The organism is Neisseria oralis (genome assembly GCF_045062685.1).
Lineage (GTDB): Bacteria > Pseudomonadota > Gammaproteobacteria > Burkholderiales > Neisseriaceae > Neisseria > Neisseria oralis.
The window spans coordinates 55,221-73,926 of the sequence record NZ_JBJGEB010000006.1; the positions used below are offsets into that span (position 1 = coordinate 55,221).

Here is an 18,706-nt window from a genome sequence, read left to right on the forward strand (position 1 = left end):
CTTTCATTATCCAAAAATTTGAGTTTACACTTATTTACACTTAAATTTCCAAATTTTTATAAATCCAAAATTTATCAACAATATTATAATTTCGTAAAATCCTTAACAAATACGGTTAGCTACCATACAAGTAGCATAACCGTATACATACAACTATTTAAGATCTCAACTTAAACCCTATTAGTCAGTCATACCACGGACAAAACCTTTACCAAAACTCCATATTACGTCTGCAGCTCCAGCAATGGCAGCTATACCACCTATTACAGCCATCGGACCAATTCCGCCGCTTACTTTTTCCAATTCGTATTGATTTAATGTCTTCATGATATACTCCTAAAATTAAAAAATGCTAAACAGACTCTATAATTAAAAATCAAATATTAAGAAGCCACACTAGGCGCAAACTATTCTTAATATTTTCATTCCTGTATTACAGGACACCAGCGGAACCAGCCCCCGCCAAACCGCGAAACCACGTTTGATTCCATAGCCAACGACTACCACGCCCTAACGCCCACCCTATATCTTCGGCAATACCGTTACCACCGGCCACCTGTTTCAACTCAAACTGATTCAATTCTTTCATGACAAACCTCCTAAAATAAAATAAAAACTTCAAGCCCACAAAAACAATTCATGAACTTATTAATTCGACTAACTAATCTCATTTTTGTTCTTGGTAAAACTGTATTTTTCTGAAAGTTCTATTTAACTTTTATCTACCCTATTTTCAAATTATTTTAAATATTTCAAATGGTTATAAACTAAATCACAAAAAGGCCGTCTAAATTTTTCAGACGGCCTACTAAATAATCAATAAATAATGCATAAAACAAATCTATAATATCCCTGTTATCCCTTATAAAACATTCGCCAAAAACTTTTCCCCTTAGAAGTAGCAAAAACTCACTCCCTCTATTCAAAGTTGTTTAGCCCAACAGCAATCCCGCCCAAAATCCAAGAATCATCATTATCCTCATGAGAATTTCCTCATTGCATTGCCTGACCATCTGCCTTCTAAATTACAACCTACGGGTCAATAACGAGTATGTTTGAACGCTAAAGCCGTAACATTACTTCCGCCGGTCGGCGTGGAAAGCCTGACCCTACCTGCGGCCAAATCACGTTTATCGGGTTCACCGACCACGCTGCCGTCGTCGGCATCACGGAAAAACACCACTCCACCACCGGAGATATAGTGTTGTTCAGATGTGTTCAATTCTTTCATATTTATTTCCTTAGCATTATTTCAGATATATAAACCGTCTGTTTATCCTGCGCTCTGCGCTAAGGATTTTTTAGACAGCCTCTAAAACGGTTTGGTTTACATAACCTCCTGCCGTATCGGCGGTAGCGGATACATTCCGTCTCCGTCTTCCCAAAGGGGGATCGGCTTCACGGGGAGAGACGGACTGATTCCGTAAACTGGTTTCGATAAGATTAATCCGCCTGCAACTTTTTCCATCTCGAACAGTTTGATAACCTTCATAAATCAAATCTCCCGAGCGCTTCAAAAACAAACAATATTCAAGATATTGAGCAGTGAATCTAAAGAGTCGCGGTTTTCGCGAAATCCGCCGCCCACGCGTCCAAGTTCTTGTATATTCAATTCTTTCATTGTTTTTACTCCTTCTGTAACTTAAGTCGGCTTTTTTACTGAAAGCCACTACCAAATATAAACAAAGATAAAGCGGCAAGCGTCTTCGCCCGCCGCCCCAAAATATTACGTTGTGCAATAAATATATGAAGAAGCCTGTTGCTACGGACACACAATTCGCCTTCTGCCACACAGCCTCTATCAAATCCTCAAGGTTTTCACAACAATAAATATTTTCATCAATTAAACCGATTTGGTTTAATTGTCATGGACTGCATCCCGTGCTTTTTTCCAAGCGTCACTGATGTCGTCGCCTGCTTTAGAAAAACCTTTGCCCATTTCTTTCCAAAAATCTTTCCAGTCTTTACGGAAATCGCTCCAACGATAGCCGCCGGCAACCTGTTCCAATTCTTTTTGATTCAAAGTTTTCATCATAAGCTCCTATACACAAGTTCTAGGTTAAAGATGGTTCATCACCCTTTTCGGGTTCTGTACTTTTGTGAGTAGAAATTACCAATTTTGTTCGTTTGATTCCGTTATTTTTCCGAAAAAATAAATCAGTATTTTTATACTTCAAAAACATATATCAGTATACTTACCCTTTTAAATAAAATACTCACCTCCTATAAACACCAATATAACGGCGGCTACGACAAACGAGAAATTCTCTGAAGATGTAAATTTAAAATTACTAAAATAATTATCAGTAAAATTTTATATAGATAATTAAGATATGTATGGTTAAGTAAGGTCTATATTCTATTCGGGTTATTTTCAAAAAAATTAAACTAATCCGAAAAAGGGGACTCTAAGTTTTCATCATTATTTCATAATCATTATCCACCATGCCGAAATTGAAAAAACTGCCGTTGTTTTTTTCGCTCTTTTCCATCCTCCCTACCATTGCCAATAGTTTTACCTTATTAGATGCCTGGCAGGCGGCTTTAGGTTATTCCGCCGATTTTTCAGCTGCGAAACATGAACGTGATGCAGAATCGGAAAAAAAGAATCAAGCAAGAGCCGAGTTGCTGCCTCAAGTCAATGCCAACGCCACTTACCAAAAACAGCCTTATTCTCTTTCCTCCAACACCCAAAGCCGCGGCTGGAATGTACAGGCGACGCAGGTCTTATTCGACAGAAGCCTGTTTGCCCAATATAAGCAGGGTAAAATTAATGCGGAAATGGCAGATGCACGTCTATACGGTAGCGAAGACGAACTAAGGATAAATGTAGCAAAGGCTTACTTCGACATTTTGCTGAACAAGGACAAACTCGCCGCAATAACCGAAGAAAAAAGCGCTTATGCCCGACAGCTTCAGCGTGCCCAAGAAATGTTCAAACAAGGGGCGGCCACTATTTTGGATACCAATGAAGCCAAATCTGGCTACGATGCCGCTCTGGCAAAGGAAATCAGTACGCTCGCCCAATTACAGGTGGCGGAAAATACGCTGGCCAACCTGACCGGACTGGACCCCAGCCAAATCAGTCCGGTGAAAAGCGATAAAAATCTAGCCGATTTTCTTGGAGAGTCGCAAGAACAGGAATGGCAGGCTTTAGCCGAACAGCACAACCCCGAATGGCAGTTGCAGCGCAAAACGCTGGAAAACGCCACGCAAGCGGTAAAAGCCGCCAAAGGCAGCCGCCTGCCCACCCTCACCGTCAACGGCGGTTATCAAGACGACCACAGCACCTACCGTCAAGAATATTACGGAGGCAGCTCCGACCTGACTTACCGCAGCAAAGGCGGTATGTTTAATGTCCAGCTCAGGGTACCGCTGTTCACCGGAGGTAAAATTTCCAGCCAAATCCGCGAAGCCGTCGCCCGCGAAATGCAAAACAGAGATTTGCTGACCGCCACCGAAAGGAAAGTGCAACTCGAAGTAAGGCAGGCTTATCAAACCACCCGCAGCAGCAAAATCCAGACACTCGCCCAGCAGCGCCTGTTGGAAAGCAACCAAGCCAAACTGGAAGCCACTTTGTTGGGGCGTCAGGTAGGCGTCAGGAATAATCTGGAAGAAACTCAGGCACAGCAGGAAAAAGCCGATGCCGAACAAAAACTGGCCGAGGCGAAATACACCTACATCCAAGCCTATCTGAAGTTGCTGCAAAGTGCCGGCGTATTGGGAGACGAAGAAAGAATCCGCCGCGTTGGAATGCTGTTGTTTTAGCAGGTCTGCGCCGTACCGGATTTTCAAAATTATTTCTGACAATATCCATACGGGCGGGCACCGCATTCAGCCGACAGTACACGCAAAAACACCCCAAAGGCCGTCTGAAAACATTTTCAGACGGCCTCCTTATTATTTGCCGCGTTATCTATCTGATAGTATAGTTCCGTCTAAGCTTATTTCTTTAGGTTATATACCATACCAGCATGAAAAAAATCCTCGTTACCGGCGGCGCGGGCTTTATCGGCTCGGCAGTCGTCCGCCATATCATCAAAAATACCCAAGATTCCGTCGTCAACCTCGATAAACTGACCTACGCGGGCAATCTCGAATCTCTGACCGATGTAGCCGACAGCCCGCGCTACGCCTTTGAGCAAGTGGACATTTGTGATCGTGCCGAACTTGACCGCGTGTTTGCCCAACACCGGCCAGATGCCGTCATGCACTTGGCGGCGGAAAGTCACGTCGACCGCTCGATCGATTCCGCCGGCGAATTCATCCAAACCAACATCGTCGGCACGTTCAACCTGCTTGAAGCCGCACGTGCCTACTGGCAACGGATGCCGTCTGAAAAACGCGAAGCTTTCCGTTTCCACCATATTTCCACCGATGAAGTTTATGGCGACTTGCACGGCACGGACGATTTGTTTACCGAAACCACGCCCTACGCCCCGTCCAGCCCCTACTCCGCTTCCAAGGCGTCCAGCGATCATCTCGTGCGTGCATGGCTGCGTACTTACGGTCTGCCAACCATCGTAACCAACTGTTCGAACAACTACGGTCCGTACCACTTCCCTGAAAAACTCATTCCATTGATGATTCTGAACGCGCTCGACGGCAAACCGCTGCCCGTGTACGGCGACGGAATGCAAATCCGCGACTGGCTGTTTGTCGAAGACCACGCCCGCGCGCTGTATCAGGTTGTTACCGAAGGCGTTGTCGGAGAAACCTACAATATCGGCGGGCATAATGAAAAAGCCAATATCGAAGTGGTCAAAACCATCTGCGCCCTATTGGAAGAACTCGTTCCCGAAAAACCGGCCGGTGTGGCGCGCTACGAAGATTTGATTACCTTCGTGCAAGACCGTCCCGGCCATGACGTGCGCTACGCTATCGATGCCGCCAAAATCGGCAGGGAACTGGGCTGGAAACCGCAGGAAACGTTCGAATCCGGCATCCGCAAAACGGTGCAATGGTATTTGAACAACAAAACCTGGTGGCAAAATGTATTGAACGGCAGCTACCGTCTGGAACGTCTGGGAACGGGGAAATAGTTTTCAGACGGCCTTTAAGGAACACAGGCTTCTTGCGAAAGTTTAAATTTTCCAAGCAACAAACACTAAGGTTTGTTGCCTGCTCCTCGGCAAGAAGGGGTCAAGACCGAAACCCGACTGCTCCCAGACAGGTTTTCCGTCCCCCTCTGCTTCTTACCGGAGAGGTTCAGGGGACAATCAATAATCTTTGAAAGCAAATAATTTCACAGAAAGCTCAATAAGGCCGTCTGAAAAAATCACGCATATTCCAATATTATTAGGAGAAACTCATGAAAGGCATCATCCTTGCCGGCGGCAGCGGCACGCGCCTTTACCCCATTACGCGCGGCGTGTCCAAACAGCTTCTGCCCGTATACGACAAACCCATGATTTATTACCCCCTGTCGGTTTTGATGCTGGCGGGGATACGCGAGATTCTGGTCATCACCACCCCCGAAGACAACGCCTCTTTCAGACGCCTGCTCGGCGACGGCGGTGATTTCGGCATCTCCATCAACTATGCCGAGCAGCCCAGCCCCGACGGTTTGGCGCAGGCATTCATCATCGGCGAGGAATTTATCGGCGGCGACAATGTCTGTTTGGTATTGGGCGACAATATTTTTTACGGGCAGTCGTTTACCCAGATGTTACAAAAAGCCGCTGCCAGGAATTACGGCGCAACCGTGTTCGCCTATCAGGTCAAAGACCCCGAACGCTTCGGCGTGGTCGAATTCAATGAAAACTTTAAGGCGTTGTCTCTTGAAGAAAAACCGCAACAGCCTAAATCCGACTGGGCGGTTACCGGCCTTTATTTCTACGACAGCCGCGCCGTCAAATTTGCCAAACAGATTAAGCCGTCGGAACGCGGCGAACTAGAAATCACCAGCCTGAACCAGATGTACTTGGAAGACGGTTCGCTGTCGGTGCAGCTTTTGGGGCGCGGTTTCGCATGGCTGGACACCGGTACGCACGAAAGCCTGCTCGAGGCCGCCTCATTCGTCCAAACCGTGCAGAACATCCAAGGACTGCAAGTCGCCTGCCTCGAAGAAATCGCCTGGCGCAACGGCTGGCTTTCAGACGGCCGCTTGGAAGAACTGGCCCGGCCGATGGCGAAAAACGAATACGGCCAATATCTGTTGCGCCTGCTAAAAAACAAACAAAGGCCGTCTGAAAAAGCCGGCGTAGCCTAATCTAAAATAGTAGATTAAATTCAAATCAGAACAAGGTAACGAAGCCTCAGACAGGCACCAATTCACTTTGATGCTCCTGCACCTTAAAAAAAATCGTTCCCTTTAAGCCTAGGCAAGGCAACGCCGTACTAATTTGAATTTAATCCACCACACAATACCGAAACCGTAGAATCATACTTTCAGACGGCCTCGGTTCCCAAAGGACAAACATGAAAATCATCGACACTGCCATCCCCGAAGTCAAACTTTTAGAACCGCAAGTCTTCGGCGACGCGCGCGGCTTCTTTATGGAAACCTTCCGCGACGAATGGTTTAAAGCCAACGTCTGCGACCGCACCTTCGTGCAGGAAAACCATTCCAAATCAGGCAAAGGCGTATTGCGCGGCCTGCATTACCAAACCGAAAATACGCAAGGCAAACTCGTGCGCGTCGTCGTCGGCGAAGTGTTTGACGTTGCCGTCGATATGCGCAAAAGCTCGCCGACTTTCGGCAAATGGGCGGGCGAAATCTTGTCGGCGGAAAACAAACGCCAACTGTGGGTACCCGAAGGTTTCGCCCACGGCTTTTACGTTTTGAGCGATGAGGCCGAGTTCGTCTACAAATGCACGGATTATTACAACCCGAAAGCCGAACATTCGCTGATTTGGAACGATCCGTCAGTTGGCATAAACTGGCCGCTCCAAGGCGAACCGAACCTGTCTCCCAAAGACTTGGCAGGTAAAGTGTTAGCGGAAGCGGTAACGTTTTAAACCACCTCAAAATAAGGCGGGCCTCACCACCCGCCGCTATTTCGCAGCATATGTTTATCCATAACAAATCGGATTGCCTATTTTTATTGTAATATTATGATTTCCCATTAGAAAGTTTTAAATGAACACTAATAAAGTCAGAAAACTTTTTAGAGAACCTCATATCTTTTTTAGGGATTATCTGAATAAACGTTTCCCTCCTTATAACGTTGAACAGCCTATTCCCGAAACTGAAGAATTCATGCTTATCAATGCCGATGAAAATCTGGCATCACTTACAGAAAACATTCTTCCAAACTTTCCGATCGATGTTGTTTTTACCTGGGTGGACAATACCGATAAAGATTGGCAACAACAATATCACCAGACACTTCAGCCTATAAATCAAGAAAACATCGGCTTATATGCAACTGATCCCGCCCGTTTTTCCAACCATAATGAACTGTTCTACTCAATAAAAGCCGTACAAAAATTTATGCCATGGGTTCACAATATTTTTATCGTTACTGCGAATCAAAAGCCTCAATGGCTGAATGAAAATACGCACCCTAAAATCAAGCTGATTAATCACTCGCAAATTATTGATGATAAATACCTACCAACATTTAATTCCCATGTAATCGAGGCACATTTATATAAAATCCCTAATCTAAGTGAGCATTTTATTTATTTTAACGATGATGTTTTTGTTGCAAGAGACCTTTCATCTAGCCACTTTTTCGAAAGTAATGGATTAGCATCATTATTTGTCGCCAATAAGAGTTTTCAAAAAATGCGTCAACGAGGTCTTATTACACCTACCTTGACCGCATCAGAACATGCCCTGAAGTTATTAAAGAGTTATTATTCCTGCGTCAATATCGATACTCCATTAGTACATACTTATGTACCATTACGGAAAACAACCTTTCAGAAAGCATGGTCATTATTTGAAGACGAAATACATTCCTTCTTAAATAATAAAGTCCGCCACAATTCCGAACTTAATATGGCCAGTTTTTTAGTGCCGTGGTTGATGTATCTTGACGGACATGCCACGCTGAAACGCGAGGTTTGCTATTATTTCAATATCCGCAGCACACACGCTCAAACTCAATATAAGAAATTATTATTTAAAAAGAAATATCTCCATATGCCGCACTCTTTTTGCATCAATGATTCAAGTAGCAACAATACTGATAAAAACTATGCCTTGCATTTTCGTAATTTTATGGATGCCTACTTCGAAACCGAAGCAAATGAGATTTCAAAACCAACAGATTTATAATTAACATATCATTCCAAATGATTCTTTCAACAATCGGTTTATTCAAACAACGCCGCTTACTGGCACTATTTTTAGACGATATTCCAACCACTAAGACCATCTTATTCTGGGGAAAAAAACATCCGAATCGTAGAAAATTAGCAAAAATTTCAAACTTATCTCTTCTAAATCTTGAAGACGGTTTTTTACGTTCACCCGGGCTGGGTGTGGCCGGTTGTCCGCCGTATTCCATCGTATATGACGACATCGGTATCTACTACGACACCACCCGTCCCTCGCGTTTGGAGCAATTAATTCTGGCCGCCGACGCCATGCCGTCTGAAACCTTGGAACAAGCACAACAGGCCGTTGATTTAATCCTGAAACACCGCCTGTCCAAATATAACCACGCCCCAGAACTTTCAGACGGCCATCCTTTACGCGTTCCATCCAAATCCGAAACCGTCCTCATCATCGACCAAACGCTCGGCGATATGGCGATACAATACGGCGGCGCGGACGCAGCCACATTCGAACACATGTTTCAGACGGCCTTAAACGAAAATCCACAAGCCGACATTTGGGTCAAAACCCACCCTGACGTCTTGTGCGGCAAAAAACAAGGCTATCTGACCCAACTGGCGCAACGACACCGCGTTCGCATACTGGCAGAAGACATCAATCCTATTTCCTTGTTGCAAAACATTGATAAAGTCTATTGTGTAACCTCGCAAATGGGTTTCGAAGCCCTCCTGTGCGGCAAACCGCTGACCACCTTCGGTCTGCCTTGGTATGCCGGTTGGGGCGTGAGCGACGACCGCCATCCTGAAATCAACCGCCTCACCCAATCCCAACGCCGCGCACCGCGTACCCTGCTGCAACTCTTCGCCGCCGCCTATCTTCAATACAGCCGTTACCTCAACCCCAATACTGGCAAAGCAGGCAGCCTTTTCGACGTCATCGACCATCTCGCCACTGTCAAACGCAAAAACGACAAACTGCGCGGCGAGCTATACTGCGTAGGCATGTCGCTATGGAAACGCGCAGTAATGAAACCGTTTTTCAACGTCCCTTCATGCCGTCTGAAATTTATTCCCTCCACCGATAAACTGGCAGAAATGAAGTTGCCCGACAATGCGCGCATTCTCGCCTGGGGCAACGGCAAAGACGCCATCGTCCGTTTTGCCGAGCAACACAACATCCCGCTTTTGCGCATGGAAGACGGCTTTATCCGCTCGGTCGGACTCGGTTCCAACCTCGTGCCGCCGCTGTCGCTGGTAACCGACGACATGGGCATCTACTTCAATGCCGAAACACCGTCCCGACTCGAACACATCCTGCAAAACCAAACATTCAACGAACACGATTTTCAGACGGCCTCCGTGCTGCAAAAAGCATTGACGGAAAACCGCATCAGCAAATACAACGTCGGTAACGCAAACTTCACCGTGCCGCCGACAGATAAGACCGTCATCCTCGTTCCCGGCCAAGTCGAAGACGACGCTTCCATCCGCCACGGTTCGCCGCAAATCCGCCGCAATCTGGATTTGCTCCGAACCGTGCGCGAACGCCATCCCGAAGCCTATATCATCTACAAACCCCATCCCGACGTCGTCAGCGGCAACCGCACCGGCCACATCAGCGCCGAAGATACCGCGCGTTACGCCGACCAAACCGCCCCCGAAACCGACATCCTGACCTGTCTGCAATACGCCGACGAAGTACACACCATGACCTCACTCACCGGCTTCGAAGCCCTGTTGCGCGGCAAAAAAGTATGCTGCTACGGCCTGCCGTTTTATGCCGGATGGGGGCTGACCCAAGACCTGCTTCCCATCGAACGCCGCAGCCGCAGGCTCGAACTATGGCAGCTTATCGCCGGAACCCTGGTTTACTACCCGGACTACGTCCATCCGGAAAAGCATCACTTCGTCGACGCGGCGACAGCAGTCGAAATATTAAAAAATCAAAAAAATTTGCAAAAAAACAACACAAATTTGTATCGAAACTGGTTTGAAAAACAAATCGGAAAAATCCGTCAACTATACCGTTCTTTATTATAAATGCTAGATTTTATTGATTATTTAATTCCATATTCATAAATGACGTGCGAAACAATCCTTTACCCGCACCCTTAATTCATCGTATTCTTACCCCATTATCCATCCTTCCCAATACGGATAAACACTCAAATAAAAAGCAGGCATACATCCGAAACGATATGCCTGCACTTTACTACTATGCGGTTTGACAACTTACGACGCCTTTACAATCCATGAACCAGCCCATCAAAAGCAATCTTCACGAGCTGATTGACACCGCTGACAACATCCTGCTGCTGCAAGGGCCTGTCGGCGACTTCTTCCGCCACTTTTCCGAGTGGCTTTCCAACGAACACGGCAAAACCGTCCATAAACTCAATTTCAACGGCGGAGACGACTGGTTCTACCCGCAAACTATTCCGCATACTTCATCCTACCGCGGCAGCTACGACGATTTTTCCACCTACCTTGCCGGTTATATCGCCCGACACCGCATTCAGGCCGTCGTCTGTTTCGGCGACACCCGTCCCTATCACATCCTCGCCCGCACCGTTGCCGAGCGGGAAAACATTACCTTTTGGGCGTTTGAAGAAGGCTATCTGCGGCCCTACTTCATTACGCTGGAAAAATCGGGCGTCAACGCCTATTCCCCGCTGCCGCGCGATGCCGGTTTCTTCATGGAGGCCTACCCGCGCCTGCCGCAACAACAATACCGCGAACCGCCCGCTGTCCCCTGCGGCTTCATGCCCGTGGCAAAAACCGCCATGCGCTACTATTACCAATCCAACCTGAAACGGAAACACTATCCGAACTACATCCACCATCGTCCCGTCCAGCTCGGCCACTATATCAAATTATGGACAATGTCCGCCTGCAAACGGCTCAACTACTGGCTGGAAGACCGTTTTATGGCCAGACACGTCAAAGCCGGCAAATACGGCCGGTTCTTCATCGTACCGCTGCAAGTGTTCAACGACAGCCAAGTGCGCGTCCACTGCGACTTTTCTTCAGTACGCAGCTTCCTGCTGCATGTCCTGACTTCGTTTGCCACCCATGCCCCCAGCGACACCCACCTGATTGTCAAACACCACCCGATGGACCGCGGCTTTATCGATTATGAAAAAGACATCAGGGCTTTCGTCAAAAAGCATCCCTCTCTCAAGGGCAGGATTACCTATGTTCACGACGTACCGCTCCCCGTCTTCCTGCGCAGCGGGGCGGGTATGGTCACCCTCAACAGCACCAGCGGCCTCTCCGCCCTCATCCACAATATGCCCGTCAAAACATTGGGGCGCGCCCACTATGATATTCCCGGCCTAACCGACCAAGCCCCGCTGGCGGAATTTTGGCACAATCCCACTGCGCCCGACAAAGACATCTTCCACGCCTATCGCATGTACCACATCAACGTAACCCAAATCAACGGCAGCTTTTACAGCCAAGTAAACTTTCCGAAGATTTCGTCGAAAAAGCCTGCAATATTGATGAGGCCGTCTGAAACCGTTTATGTCAAGTGTAGCGCCGCCGCTTTACCTGCCGCGCGGGAAACATATTCCGACAAACACGATAGTTTCGGCAAAACAAAATGGCATCTGTAAAACACCCATCCCGAAAATAAAAAGCGGCTGCATTTCTAATGCAGCCGCTTTTTATTTTCAACCAAATTCTCTTCTACCCTATGTTCCGATAAAAATCAGATTTCGCTTAAAAATCAGATTTCGCTGCCGCCGACGGTCAGCCCGGCATCAATCCGCAAGGTTGGTTGTCCGACGCCGACAGGAACGCTCTGTCCGTCTTTGCCGCACACGCCGACACCGCTGTCAAGCGCAGTGTCGTTGCCTATCATGGAAACATGTTTCAACACTTCGGGGCCGTTGCCGATAATGGTTGCGCCTTTGACGGGATATTGCAGTTTGCCGTCTTCGACCCACCATGCTTCGGATGCGCTGAAAACGAATTTGCCGCTGGTGATGTCTACCTGTCCGCCGCCGAAATTGACGGCGTAAATACCTTTATCAATCGAGGCGATGATTTCGTCGGGTTCGTAGCCACCGTTTTCCATGAAGGTGTTGGTCATACGCGGCATGGGAGCTGAGGCGTAGCTTTCGCGGCGGCCGTTGCCGGTGGATTGCGTACCCATCAGGCGGGCGTTGGTTTCGTCCTGCATATAGCCGACCAAGATGCCGTCTTCAATCAATACGGTGCGGCGTGTTTCGTTGCCTTCGTCGTCGATATTGAGCGAACCGCGTCTGTCGGCGATGTCGCCCTGATCAACGACGGTAACGCCTTTGGCGGCAACGCGCTCGCCGATTCTGCCTGAAAAGACGCTGGTTTCTTTGCGGTTGAAATCGCCTTCCAAGCCGTGCCCGACGGCTTCATGAAGCAACACGCCCGGCCAGCCGTTGCCCAAGACAACGGTCATTTCACCTGCAGGTGCAGGGCGTGATTCGAGATTAATCAGGGCTTGTTTGACGGCGGCATCGACAAACTGCCGCACCAAAGTTTCATCGAAATAAGCCAAGTCGTAGCGACCGCCGCCGCCCGCGCCACCCTGTTCGCGCCTGTCGCCCTGTTTGGCGATGACGGTAACGTTCAGGCGCACCATCGGACGGATGTCGGCGGCGTGTCTGCCGTCGAGGCGGGCGATGTAAATCATGTCGTATTCGCAGGTCAGCCCCGCCATCACTTGCACAATGCGAGGGTCGGCGGCTTTGGCGAGGGTTTCGACTTTGTTTAAAAGAGCGACTTTGGCAGCGGAATCAAGGCTGGCAATGGGGTCGAAACCTGAGTGTACCTGTTTGCCGTGCCTCACAGCAGGAACGCGTATATGTTGTTCTCCGCCACCTGCTCCTATGACGCGCACGGCATGGGCCGAACGGTTAATCGAATCGATACACAGGCTGTCGGCGTAGGCAAATGCGGTTTTTTCACCCGATACGGCACGCACCCCCACCCCTTGTTCGATTTGGAAACTGCCGGATTTGACGATTCCCTCTTCCAAATGCCAGCTTTCAAATGCGGTATGTTGGCAATAAATATCGGCATAATCAACCTTGCGGCCGCCGATGATACTCAGGCTGCGTGCGAGCAGCTCCGGAGACAAGTGATTGGCTTCGAGCAGGTTGTGTCGGACAGTTGGATAGGTTTGCTGCATGGTTTCAGACGGCCCCTTGATTAAATTGCTTGGATTATACGGTATTCGGCAACCCTTGGGACGACGATTAGTCGGAATCTATCACATCTTTTGAGTTTGCCAACCCGAAGAGATAAATTTATATCCTTTTATTACAACAAGTTATCCACACTAACCTTTTAATTCTTGATTTGCTATTGATAATAATTTTTATTAGCGTATAATGACTTTCACTCGGAAGCCGTTCTGCTGCGAGTCATTAAACAAACGATTATCCCTCTTCATTCATTTACCCTTCGGAGTGCGCATATACGAGAAATACTGTTCCCTTTATATCAGATACTCAAAACCGAAAAACACAAAACCCGCTGTTTCACACTGCGGGTTTTGTGTTTTCAAGCATTGCTTTGCTGCTTTTACAGAACTCGATTCATCCGTTTCAGACGGCCTATACTTGGTTTATTTGCAGTTTTTCACATTCAGTTTGCCGTAGCGCCCGACCACGTTATTAATATCCTGCGCCATACGGCCGTCAACCGACATGAAGGTGATATGCATCCGCGCCACACTCAATGCACCGTCGGAAGTACCGCCGCCCTCCTCATCTTCAACGATACGCGCGCCGCCGATATTGGCACTGGACAGGCGCGAGATGATGATTTGTGCGGCCGAACGGCTGTGGGTAACACCCACGCTGATTTCTCCGTTATGCAGCGTACCGCTGAAACCTTTCGCATTCAGGTTTTCCAGTTGCGCTACGGCATCGCCGCCGGTGGAAATCAGCACACGGTAATTCTTCGACAGTTTCTGCGCGCTTTTTTTCGGTGTGCGTTTCTCAACACTGCGGGTTGCGGCGTGAGGCCATCTGCCGAGCAATCCTTTGATACGGTGGTAATCGTCTTCGTCTATCACAACCGTGGCGGTCGAACATTGTTGTTGTATCGGTTTGCCTGCCTCTGATGCGGTATTCTGGTTTTCCGCCGCTTTTTCTTTCCGTTCTTTTTCCCGTTCCCGTTTGAGTTTTTCTTCGTGCTCTTTTTTCTCTTTTTCTTTTGCCTTGGCCTCCTGCTCCTCCCGTACTTTTTTATCTTGTTCGTTTTCTTCAACACGCCGCTCTACGGCTTGGGACTCTTCGGTTTTTTCCGTTTTGCGTTCGGCCACTGCGGCATTGCTTTCAGACTGCGCCACCCATTCGGGTACACTGTCGGGGGCAGATGCAGGGGTTGTCGATTTCGGGGTCAGTGATTCGGGACGTGCCAATTCGTGTGTGCCGCCTTCCAACGGTGCGGAGGCCTGCGCCACAGTCTGATTTTGCTTCACCGTCATGCGGTACGCCACCATTCCGCCGAAGACGATGAGATTCAACGCCACCAGCAATGCAAATAACCATTTCATTTTTGTTCTATCCAGTTGAGTAAGCCGTAAATAACGAGATTATCTACAATTTTTACCGTATTGTCCAAAACAAAAGCCTCCGGCAGCGCCTGAACGACTTTGGCCGCACCGCCGCCCGTAATCACCACGTCCACCGGTTTATCCGAACCGATTTTGTTTTTCAGACGGCCATGCATCACCATCAATGCGCCGCATACTGCATCCATCATGCCGCTGGCCAACGCATTGGAGGTGGTGGTCGGGAACGGGTACACTTTTCCGATAGGACGGTTGAGGTTGGCCGTTTTCAAGGCCATCGCCTCTTTCATCAAGTGGAATCCGGGCATAATCGTACCGCCGAGATAATGGTCGTCATCGGTCAGCGCATCTGTGGTAACCGCCGTGCCGCAGCTTACGATGACGCAGGCGTTCCGGCTGAAACGGCGGCTGCCCAGCGCATTGAACCAGCGGTCTGAACCGTGTTCCGCCGTATTGCGGTAATGGTTTCGGATGCCCAGTCCTTGAGCCATCGACGCCAGCCATTCCACCGGCCGCATCAGTTGCGCCTCGGCCAGTGCCTTTTTCGCATCGCCGCAAACAGCGCAACCGACGATTTTGACGTCCTCGCCGCCCCGCGCCGCCCATTCTTCGCCAAGCCTGCTCAAATCGCGGTACGGCGCGCGACCGACTTCGTGGAAAGCGCCATTTTCCACCCAGGCCCATTTGAGTTGGCTGTTGCCGCCGTCCAACAGTAAATAACGGTCGTTGCAGACAGGCTGTACAGGCACAGGATTATCATTGGGTCGCAGGCTGATTTCACCGCTGACGATGGTCTTTTCCCCTTCCCGCGTGTTCAGCCGCAACGCTCCCTGACCCGTAACTCCGGCAACCGTTCCCTCGTAAATCACCCGCTCTTCTTGCAACAGAATGACCGGCCGCCCCTGATCGCGGTTGGCGGCCTGATAATCGGCCAGCATCGGTTCGAATCCATACTCGCCGAACTGCATCAGTGCAATATTCAGTTCGTTCAGCAGGCTGTCCAGCAACTGCGCCGCCGATACGCCTTTTTGTGAGGCCGTCTGAAAAAGCGCTTGTACGGAAGCCGCATTTTCCACTTCCTTCGGCAACACGAAATTGATGCCGATACCGACGACGGCAACGGTTTTTCCGTCCGTACGGACGGTTTCGATTAAAATCCCGCCCAATTTGTCGCGCCCGACCACCAAATCGTTCGGCCATTTAATCTGCGTCGCCAAGCCCAGTCTGGCCAAAGCACGGTTACATGCAAGCGCCGCTGCCAAGGCAAGCGCGCCCAACTCGTTCTGCTGCCTGTCGAAAGACCAGCCGAAACTGAACATCAGACATTCGCCCAAACGGTTATGCCAGCTTTTGCCCTGCCTCCCCCGTCCTTTGCTCTGAAAATGGGCGACGCATAAAAATTTATGCGCCTCATCAGCAGACCGACGCGCCCACTCCAGCACCACATCGTTGCTGGAAGTACATTCCTGTTTCAAGGCCGTCTGAAATCCGTGTTTCCTGCCGACGGCATCCAAACCGGCTTCATCGAATATCGCCAGCGGCCGTACCAATCGCCACTGCCCGTCGTGCTGGCGCAACAAGCCGCGGATATGCGGCGGCATCTGCTGCCAGAAACCGTTTAACTGCTGCGGCTTTATCCCTGCCAAACGCCCCAGTTGCGACACATGCTGCGGCAGGCCGTCTGAAAGGGCGGCCAGCAGTTGCCAGTGCCGCTGTTTAAACACCGTCATTTCTCCGCCGCCTCTCCGGCACGGATTTTCGCCAATGTTTTGGTAGTCGAGGTCTGATGCAGGAAAGGAATCGAATACACCTTGCCGCCGCGCGCCAGCGTTTCCTTGGCTCCAACGATTTTATCTGCCGCCCAATCACCGCCTTTAACCAAAATATCCGGTTTCACCAACTCAATCAGTTCGGCGGGCGTATCTTCGTCAAACCATGTTACCAAATCCACACTTTCCAGCGCGGCGGCAACGGCAGCACGGTTTTCCAACGGATTGACAGGGCGGTCGTCTCCTTTGCCCAACCGGCGCACGGAAGCATCGGTATTTAACGCCAATATCAAAAACGCGCCTGTCGCCTTAGCCTGCGCCAGATAGGTAACATGGCCGCGGTGCAAAATATCGAAACAGCCGTTGGTAAACACCAGCGGACGCGGCAACGCAGCCAGGCGCGCGGCTAGTTCTTCAGGCGGACAGATTTTCTGCTCGAAAGCGGGTAACGGCCATTCGGACATGATATTTTCCAATAATTTATCGATAGGCGGCATAATACAGAAACGCGGAACAAAGGAAAAGCAAAGGCCGTCTGAAAGCCTTTGTCTGAGCGAAACTTGAGTTCACCCGTATAGACGCGGCCTTTCAGCCGGCATAATCAATCCTTCCGGCACGCGACAAACCGAGCAGACAAACCGGATAACATGTTCAGCAAAAGAATAAGCCATAGAAAAAGCCCGCATAATCATGCGGGCTTTTATCTGGGGTGGCTGATGGGGCTCGAACCCACGACAACCGGAATCACAATCCGGGGCTCTACCAACTGAGCTACAGCCACCATAAAACTTTTGGCACGCCCGACAGGAATCGAACCTGTAACCCCCGACTTAGAAGGTCGGTGCTCTATCCGGTTGAGCTACGGGCGCTCTTGCCGTATCGTGCTGAATAACTTTCATGGTGGTCGGGGCGGTGGGATTCGAACTCACGACCCTCTGCTCCCAAAGCAGATGCGCTAACCGGGCTGCGCTACGCCCCGACTGAAAGTGCGAAATATACAGGCGTTTGCATACCCAGTCAACAAATTTAACCTACATCCATACCAACAAATTTTATCTTATTATTTTTATTTAATATTTACCCAAACCTTCTCCAAGCCGCTTATGATAGAGGCCGTCTGAAAAACAACAGAAAGCAGCATGACCGCCCGTTAACCGCCTCGTTGCACCATATAAAAAACAAAATTATTTGGCTATAATCTCCAGCAACCGTTTAACTTTTATTTCATCCAAGCTATAGGGAAAACCATCATGACCGCCCAACTCATCAATGGTAAAGAAGTTTCGCAACAACGTCTGGCATCTGTGGCTCAAGCCGTTCAGGAACGCACCGCTGCGGGGCTGCGTGTGCCTTGCCTGGCGGTAATCCTCGTCGGCGACGATCCTGCCAGCGCAGTTTATGTGCGCAACAAGAAAAAAGCCTGCCTACAGGCGCAAATCGAATCACTGTCTTACGAACTGCCTGCCTCCACTACGCAGGAAGAATTGCTGCAACTGGTGCAACAACTGAATGACGACCCGAAAGTGGACGGCATTCTGGTCCAACTCCCGCTCCCTGCCCATATCGACAGCCAAGATATACTGGAACACATTCTGCCGCATAAGGACGTAGACGGCTTCCATCCCTACAATGTCGGCCGGCTGGCCGTTAAAAAACCGCTGCTTCGCCCTTGCACCCCAAAAGGTGTGATGACGTTGTTGGAGTCCTACCATATTGACCCTAAAGGTAAAAAAGCCGTGATTGTCGGTGCTTCCAATATTGTCGGCCGACCGCAGGCATTGGAAATGCTGCTGGCACGCGCCACAACAACCGTCTGCCACAGTGCAACGGAAAATCTGGCCGAGGAAGTCGGTGCAGCAGATATTTTGGTTGTCGGTATCGGTATCCCGAATTTCGTCAAGGGAAGCTGGATTAAACCCGGGGCCGTCGTTATTGATGTCGGCATCAACCGGCTGGAAGACGGCAGCCTGTGCGGCGACGTTGAATTTGACATTGCAAAAGAACGGGCGTCCATGATTACTCCCGTGCCCGGCGGGGTTGGGCCGATGACCATCGCTACGTTGCTGGAAAATACGTTGGAGGCCGCAAAGCTGCATGACTAAAATAACTATACAATCAATCATTTATTGAAAACAGAGGCCGT

The 18,706-nt window shown here is 49.3% G+C and carries 16 protein-coding genes and 3 tRNA genes; 8 read left to right on the top strand and 11 right to left on the bottom strand.

The features are described from left to right. Nucleotides 1-180: 180 nt before the first annotated feature. The 4 genes from ACI43T_RS07165 to ACI43T_RS07180 form a co-directional block, all read right to left on the bottom strand. The gene (locus tag ACI43T_RS07165; protein ID WP_405386167.1) at nt 181-327 is read right to left on the bottom strand and encodes a class IIb bacteriocin, lactobin A/cerein 7B family; all 147 of its coding nucleotides are present in this window, start codon (nt 325-327) and stop codon (nt 181-183) included. Nucleotides 328-433: 106 nt separating this feature from the next. Then, complete coding sequence (locus ACI43T_RS07170; RefSeq protein WP_405386169.1) at nt 434-589, bottom strand: hypothetical protein; 156 nt, start codon at nt 587-589, stop codon at nt 434-436. A gap of 450 nt (nt 590-1,039) precedes the next feature. Then, nucleotides 1,040-1,231, bottom strand: a complete 192-nt coding sequence (locus ACI43T_RS07175; protein WP_405386171.1) for a hypothetical protein — start codon at nt 1,229-1,231, stop codon at nt 1,040-1,042. A 627-nt stretch (nt 1,232-1,858) separates the two neighbouring features. Continuing rightward, the gene (locus ACI43T_RS07180; RefSeq protein ID WP_293275961.1) at nt 1,859-2,035 is read right to left on the bottom strand and encodes a bacteriocin; all 177 of its coding nucleotides are present in this window, start codon (nt 2,033-2,035) and stop codon (nt 1,859-1,861) included. 410 nt (nt 2,036-2,445) lie between these two features. Between ACI43T_RS07180 and ACI43T_RS07185 the strand changes: the two genes are divergently transcribed. The 7 genes from ACI43T_RS07185 to ACI43T_RS07215 all read left to right on the top strand — a co-directional run bounded on the left by ACI43T_RS07185 (nt 2,446) and on the right by ACI43T_RS07215 (nt 11,846). Beyond that, a complete protein-coding gene (locus ACI43T_RS07185; RefSeq protein WP_405386173.1) occupies nt 2,446-3,768 on the top strand; it encodes a TolC family outer membrane protein in 1,323 nt (440 codons plus the stop codon). A gap of 206 nt (nt 3,769-3,974) precedes the next feature. After that, on the top strand, nt 3,975-5,042 hold the full coding sequence (rfbB, locus tag ACI43T_RS07190) for a dTDP-glucose 4,6-dehydratase (protein ID WP_405386175.1): 1,068 nt from the start codon (nt 3,975-3,977) through the stop codon (nt 5,040-5,042). A gap of 269 nt (nt 5,043-5,311) precedes the next feature. After that, nucleotides 5,312-6,211 (top strand): glucose-1-phosphate thymidylyltransferase RfbA, encoded by a 900-nt coding sequence (rfbA, locus tag ACI43T_RS07195; protein ID WP_405386177.1) that lies wholly within the window; start codon nt 5,312-5,314, stop codon nt 6,209-6,211. Nucleotides 6,212-6,420: 209 nt separating this feature from the next. After that, nucleotides 6,421-6,960 carry a dTDP-4-dehydrorhamnose 3,5-epimerase gene (rfbC, locus tag ACI43T_RS07200; protein ID WP_308023252.1) on the top strand — a complete coding sequence of 180 codons (540 nt, stop codon included), beginning with the start codon at nt 6,421-6,423 and terminating at the stop codon, nt 6,958-6,960. 121 nt (nt 6,961-7,081) lie between these two features. Then, nucleotides 7,082-8,227 (top strand): stealth family protein, encoded by a 1,146-nt coding sequence (locus ACI43T_RS07205; RefSeq protein ID WP_377081675.1) that lies wholly within the window; start codon nt 7,082-7,084, stop codon nt 8,225-8,227. A gap of 17 nt (nt 8,228-8,244) precedes the next feature. Then, the gene (locus ACI43T_RS07210; RefSeq protein WP_405386180.1) at nt 8,245-10,269 is read left to right on the top strand and encodes a capsular polysaccharide biosynthesis protein; all 2,025 of its coding nucleotides are present in this window, start codon (nt 8,245-8,247) and stop codon (nt 10,267-10,269) included. 212 nt (nt 10,270-10,481) lie between these two features. Then, complete coding sequence (locus ACI43T_RS07215; RefSeq protein ID WP_405386182.1) at nt 10,482-11,846, top strand: capsule biosynthesis protein; 1,365 nt, start codon at nt 10,482-10,484, stop codon at nt 11,844-11,846. Between the two features lie 113 nt (nt 11,847-11,959). Here the strand turns inward: ACI43T_RS07215 and tldD are convergent, their stop codons facing one another. The 7 genes from tldD to ACI43T_RS07250 all read right to left on the bottom strand — a co-directional run bounded on the left by tldD (nt 11,960) and on the right by ACI43T_RS07250 (nt 17,542). Then, a complete protein-coding gene (gene tldD, locus ACI43T_RS07220) occupies nt 11,960-13,402 on the bottom strand; it encodes a metalloprotease TldD (RefSeq protein ID WP_405386184.1) in 1,443 nt (480 codons plus the stop codon). A gap of 438 nt (nt 13,403-13,840) precedes the next feature. Beyond that, a complete protein-coding gene (locus ACI43T_RS07225; RefSeq protein ID WP_405386186.1) occupies nt 13,841-14,776 on the bottom strand; it encodes a cell division protein in 936 nt (311 codons plus the stop codon). Continuing rightward, nucleotides 14,773-16,524, bottom strand: coding sequence for a bifunctional biotin--[acetyl-CoA-carboxylase] ligase/type III pantothenate kinase (locus tag ACI43T_RS07230; RefSeq protein ID WP_405386188.1), 1,752 nt, complete (start codon nt 16,522-16,524; stop codon nt 14,773-14,775). The genes ACI43T_RS07225 and ACI43T_RS07230 overlap by 4 nt, the downstream gene beginning before the upstream one ends. Beyond that, nucleotides 16,521-17,027: a D-glycero-beta-D-manno-heptose 1-phosphate adenylyltransferase gene (gene rfaE2, locus ACI43T_RS07235; RefSeq protein WP_314106759.1), complete on the bottom strand. Its 507-nt coding sequence runs from the start codon at nt 17,025-17,027 to the stop codon at nt 16,521-16,523. The genes ACI43T_RS07230 and rfaE2 overlap by 4 nt, the downstream gene beginning before the upstream one ends. A gap of 241 nt (nt 17,028-17,268) precedes the next feature. Next, nucleotides 17,269-17,344, bottom strand: a tRNA-His gene (locus ACI43T_RS07240). A gap of 11 nt (nt 17,345-17,355) precedes the next feature. Continuing rightward, nucleotides 17,356-17,432 (bottom strand) — tRNA-Arg (locus tag ACI43T_RS07245). Nucleotides 17,433-17,464: 32 nt separating this feature from the next. After that, a tRNA-Pro gene (locus ACI43T_RS07250) sits at nt 17,465-17,542 on the bottom strand. Between the two features lie 271 nt (nt 17,543-17,813). Between ACI43T_RS07250 and folD the strand changes: the two genes are divergently transcribed. Further along, a complete protein-coding gene (gene folD, locus ACI43T_RS07255) occupies nt 17,814-18,665 on the top strand; it encodes a bifunctional methylenetetrahydrofolate dehydrogenase/methenyltetrahydrofolate cyclohydrolase FolD (protein WP_405386190.1) in 852 nt (283 codons plus the stop codon). Nucleotides 18,666-18,706 lie beyond the last annotated feature (41 nt).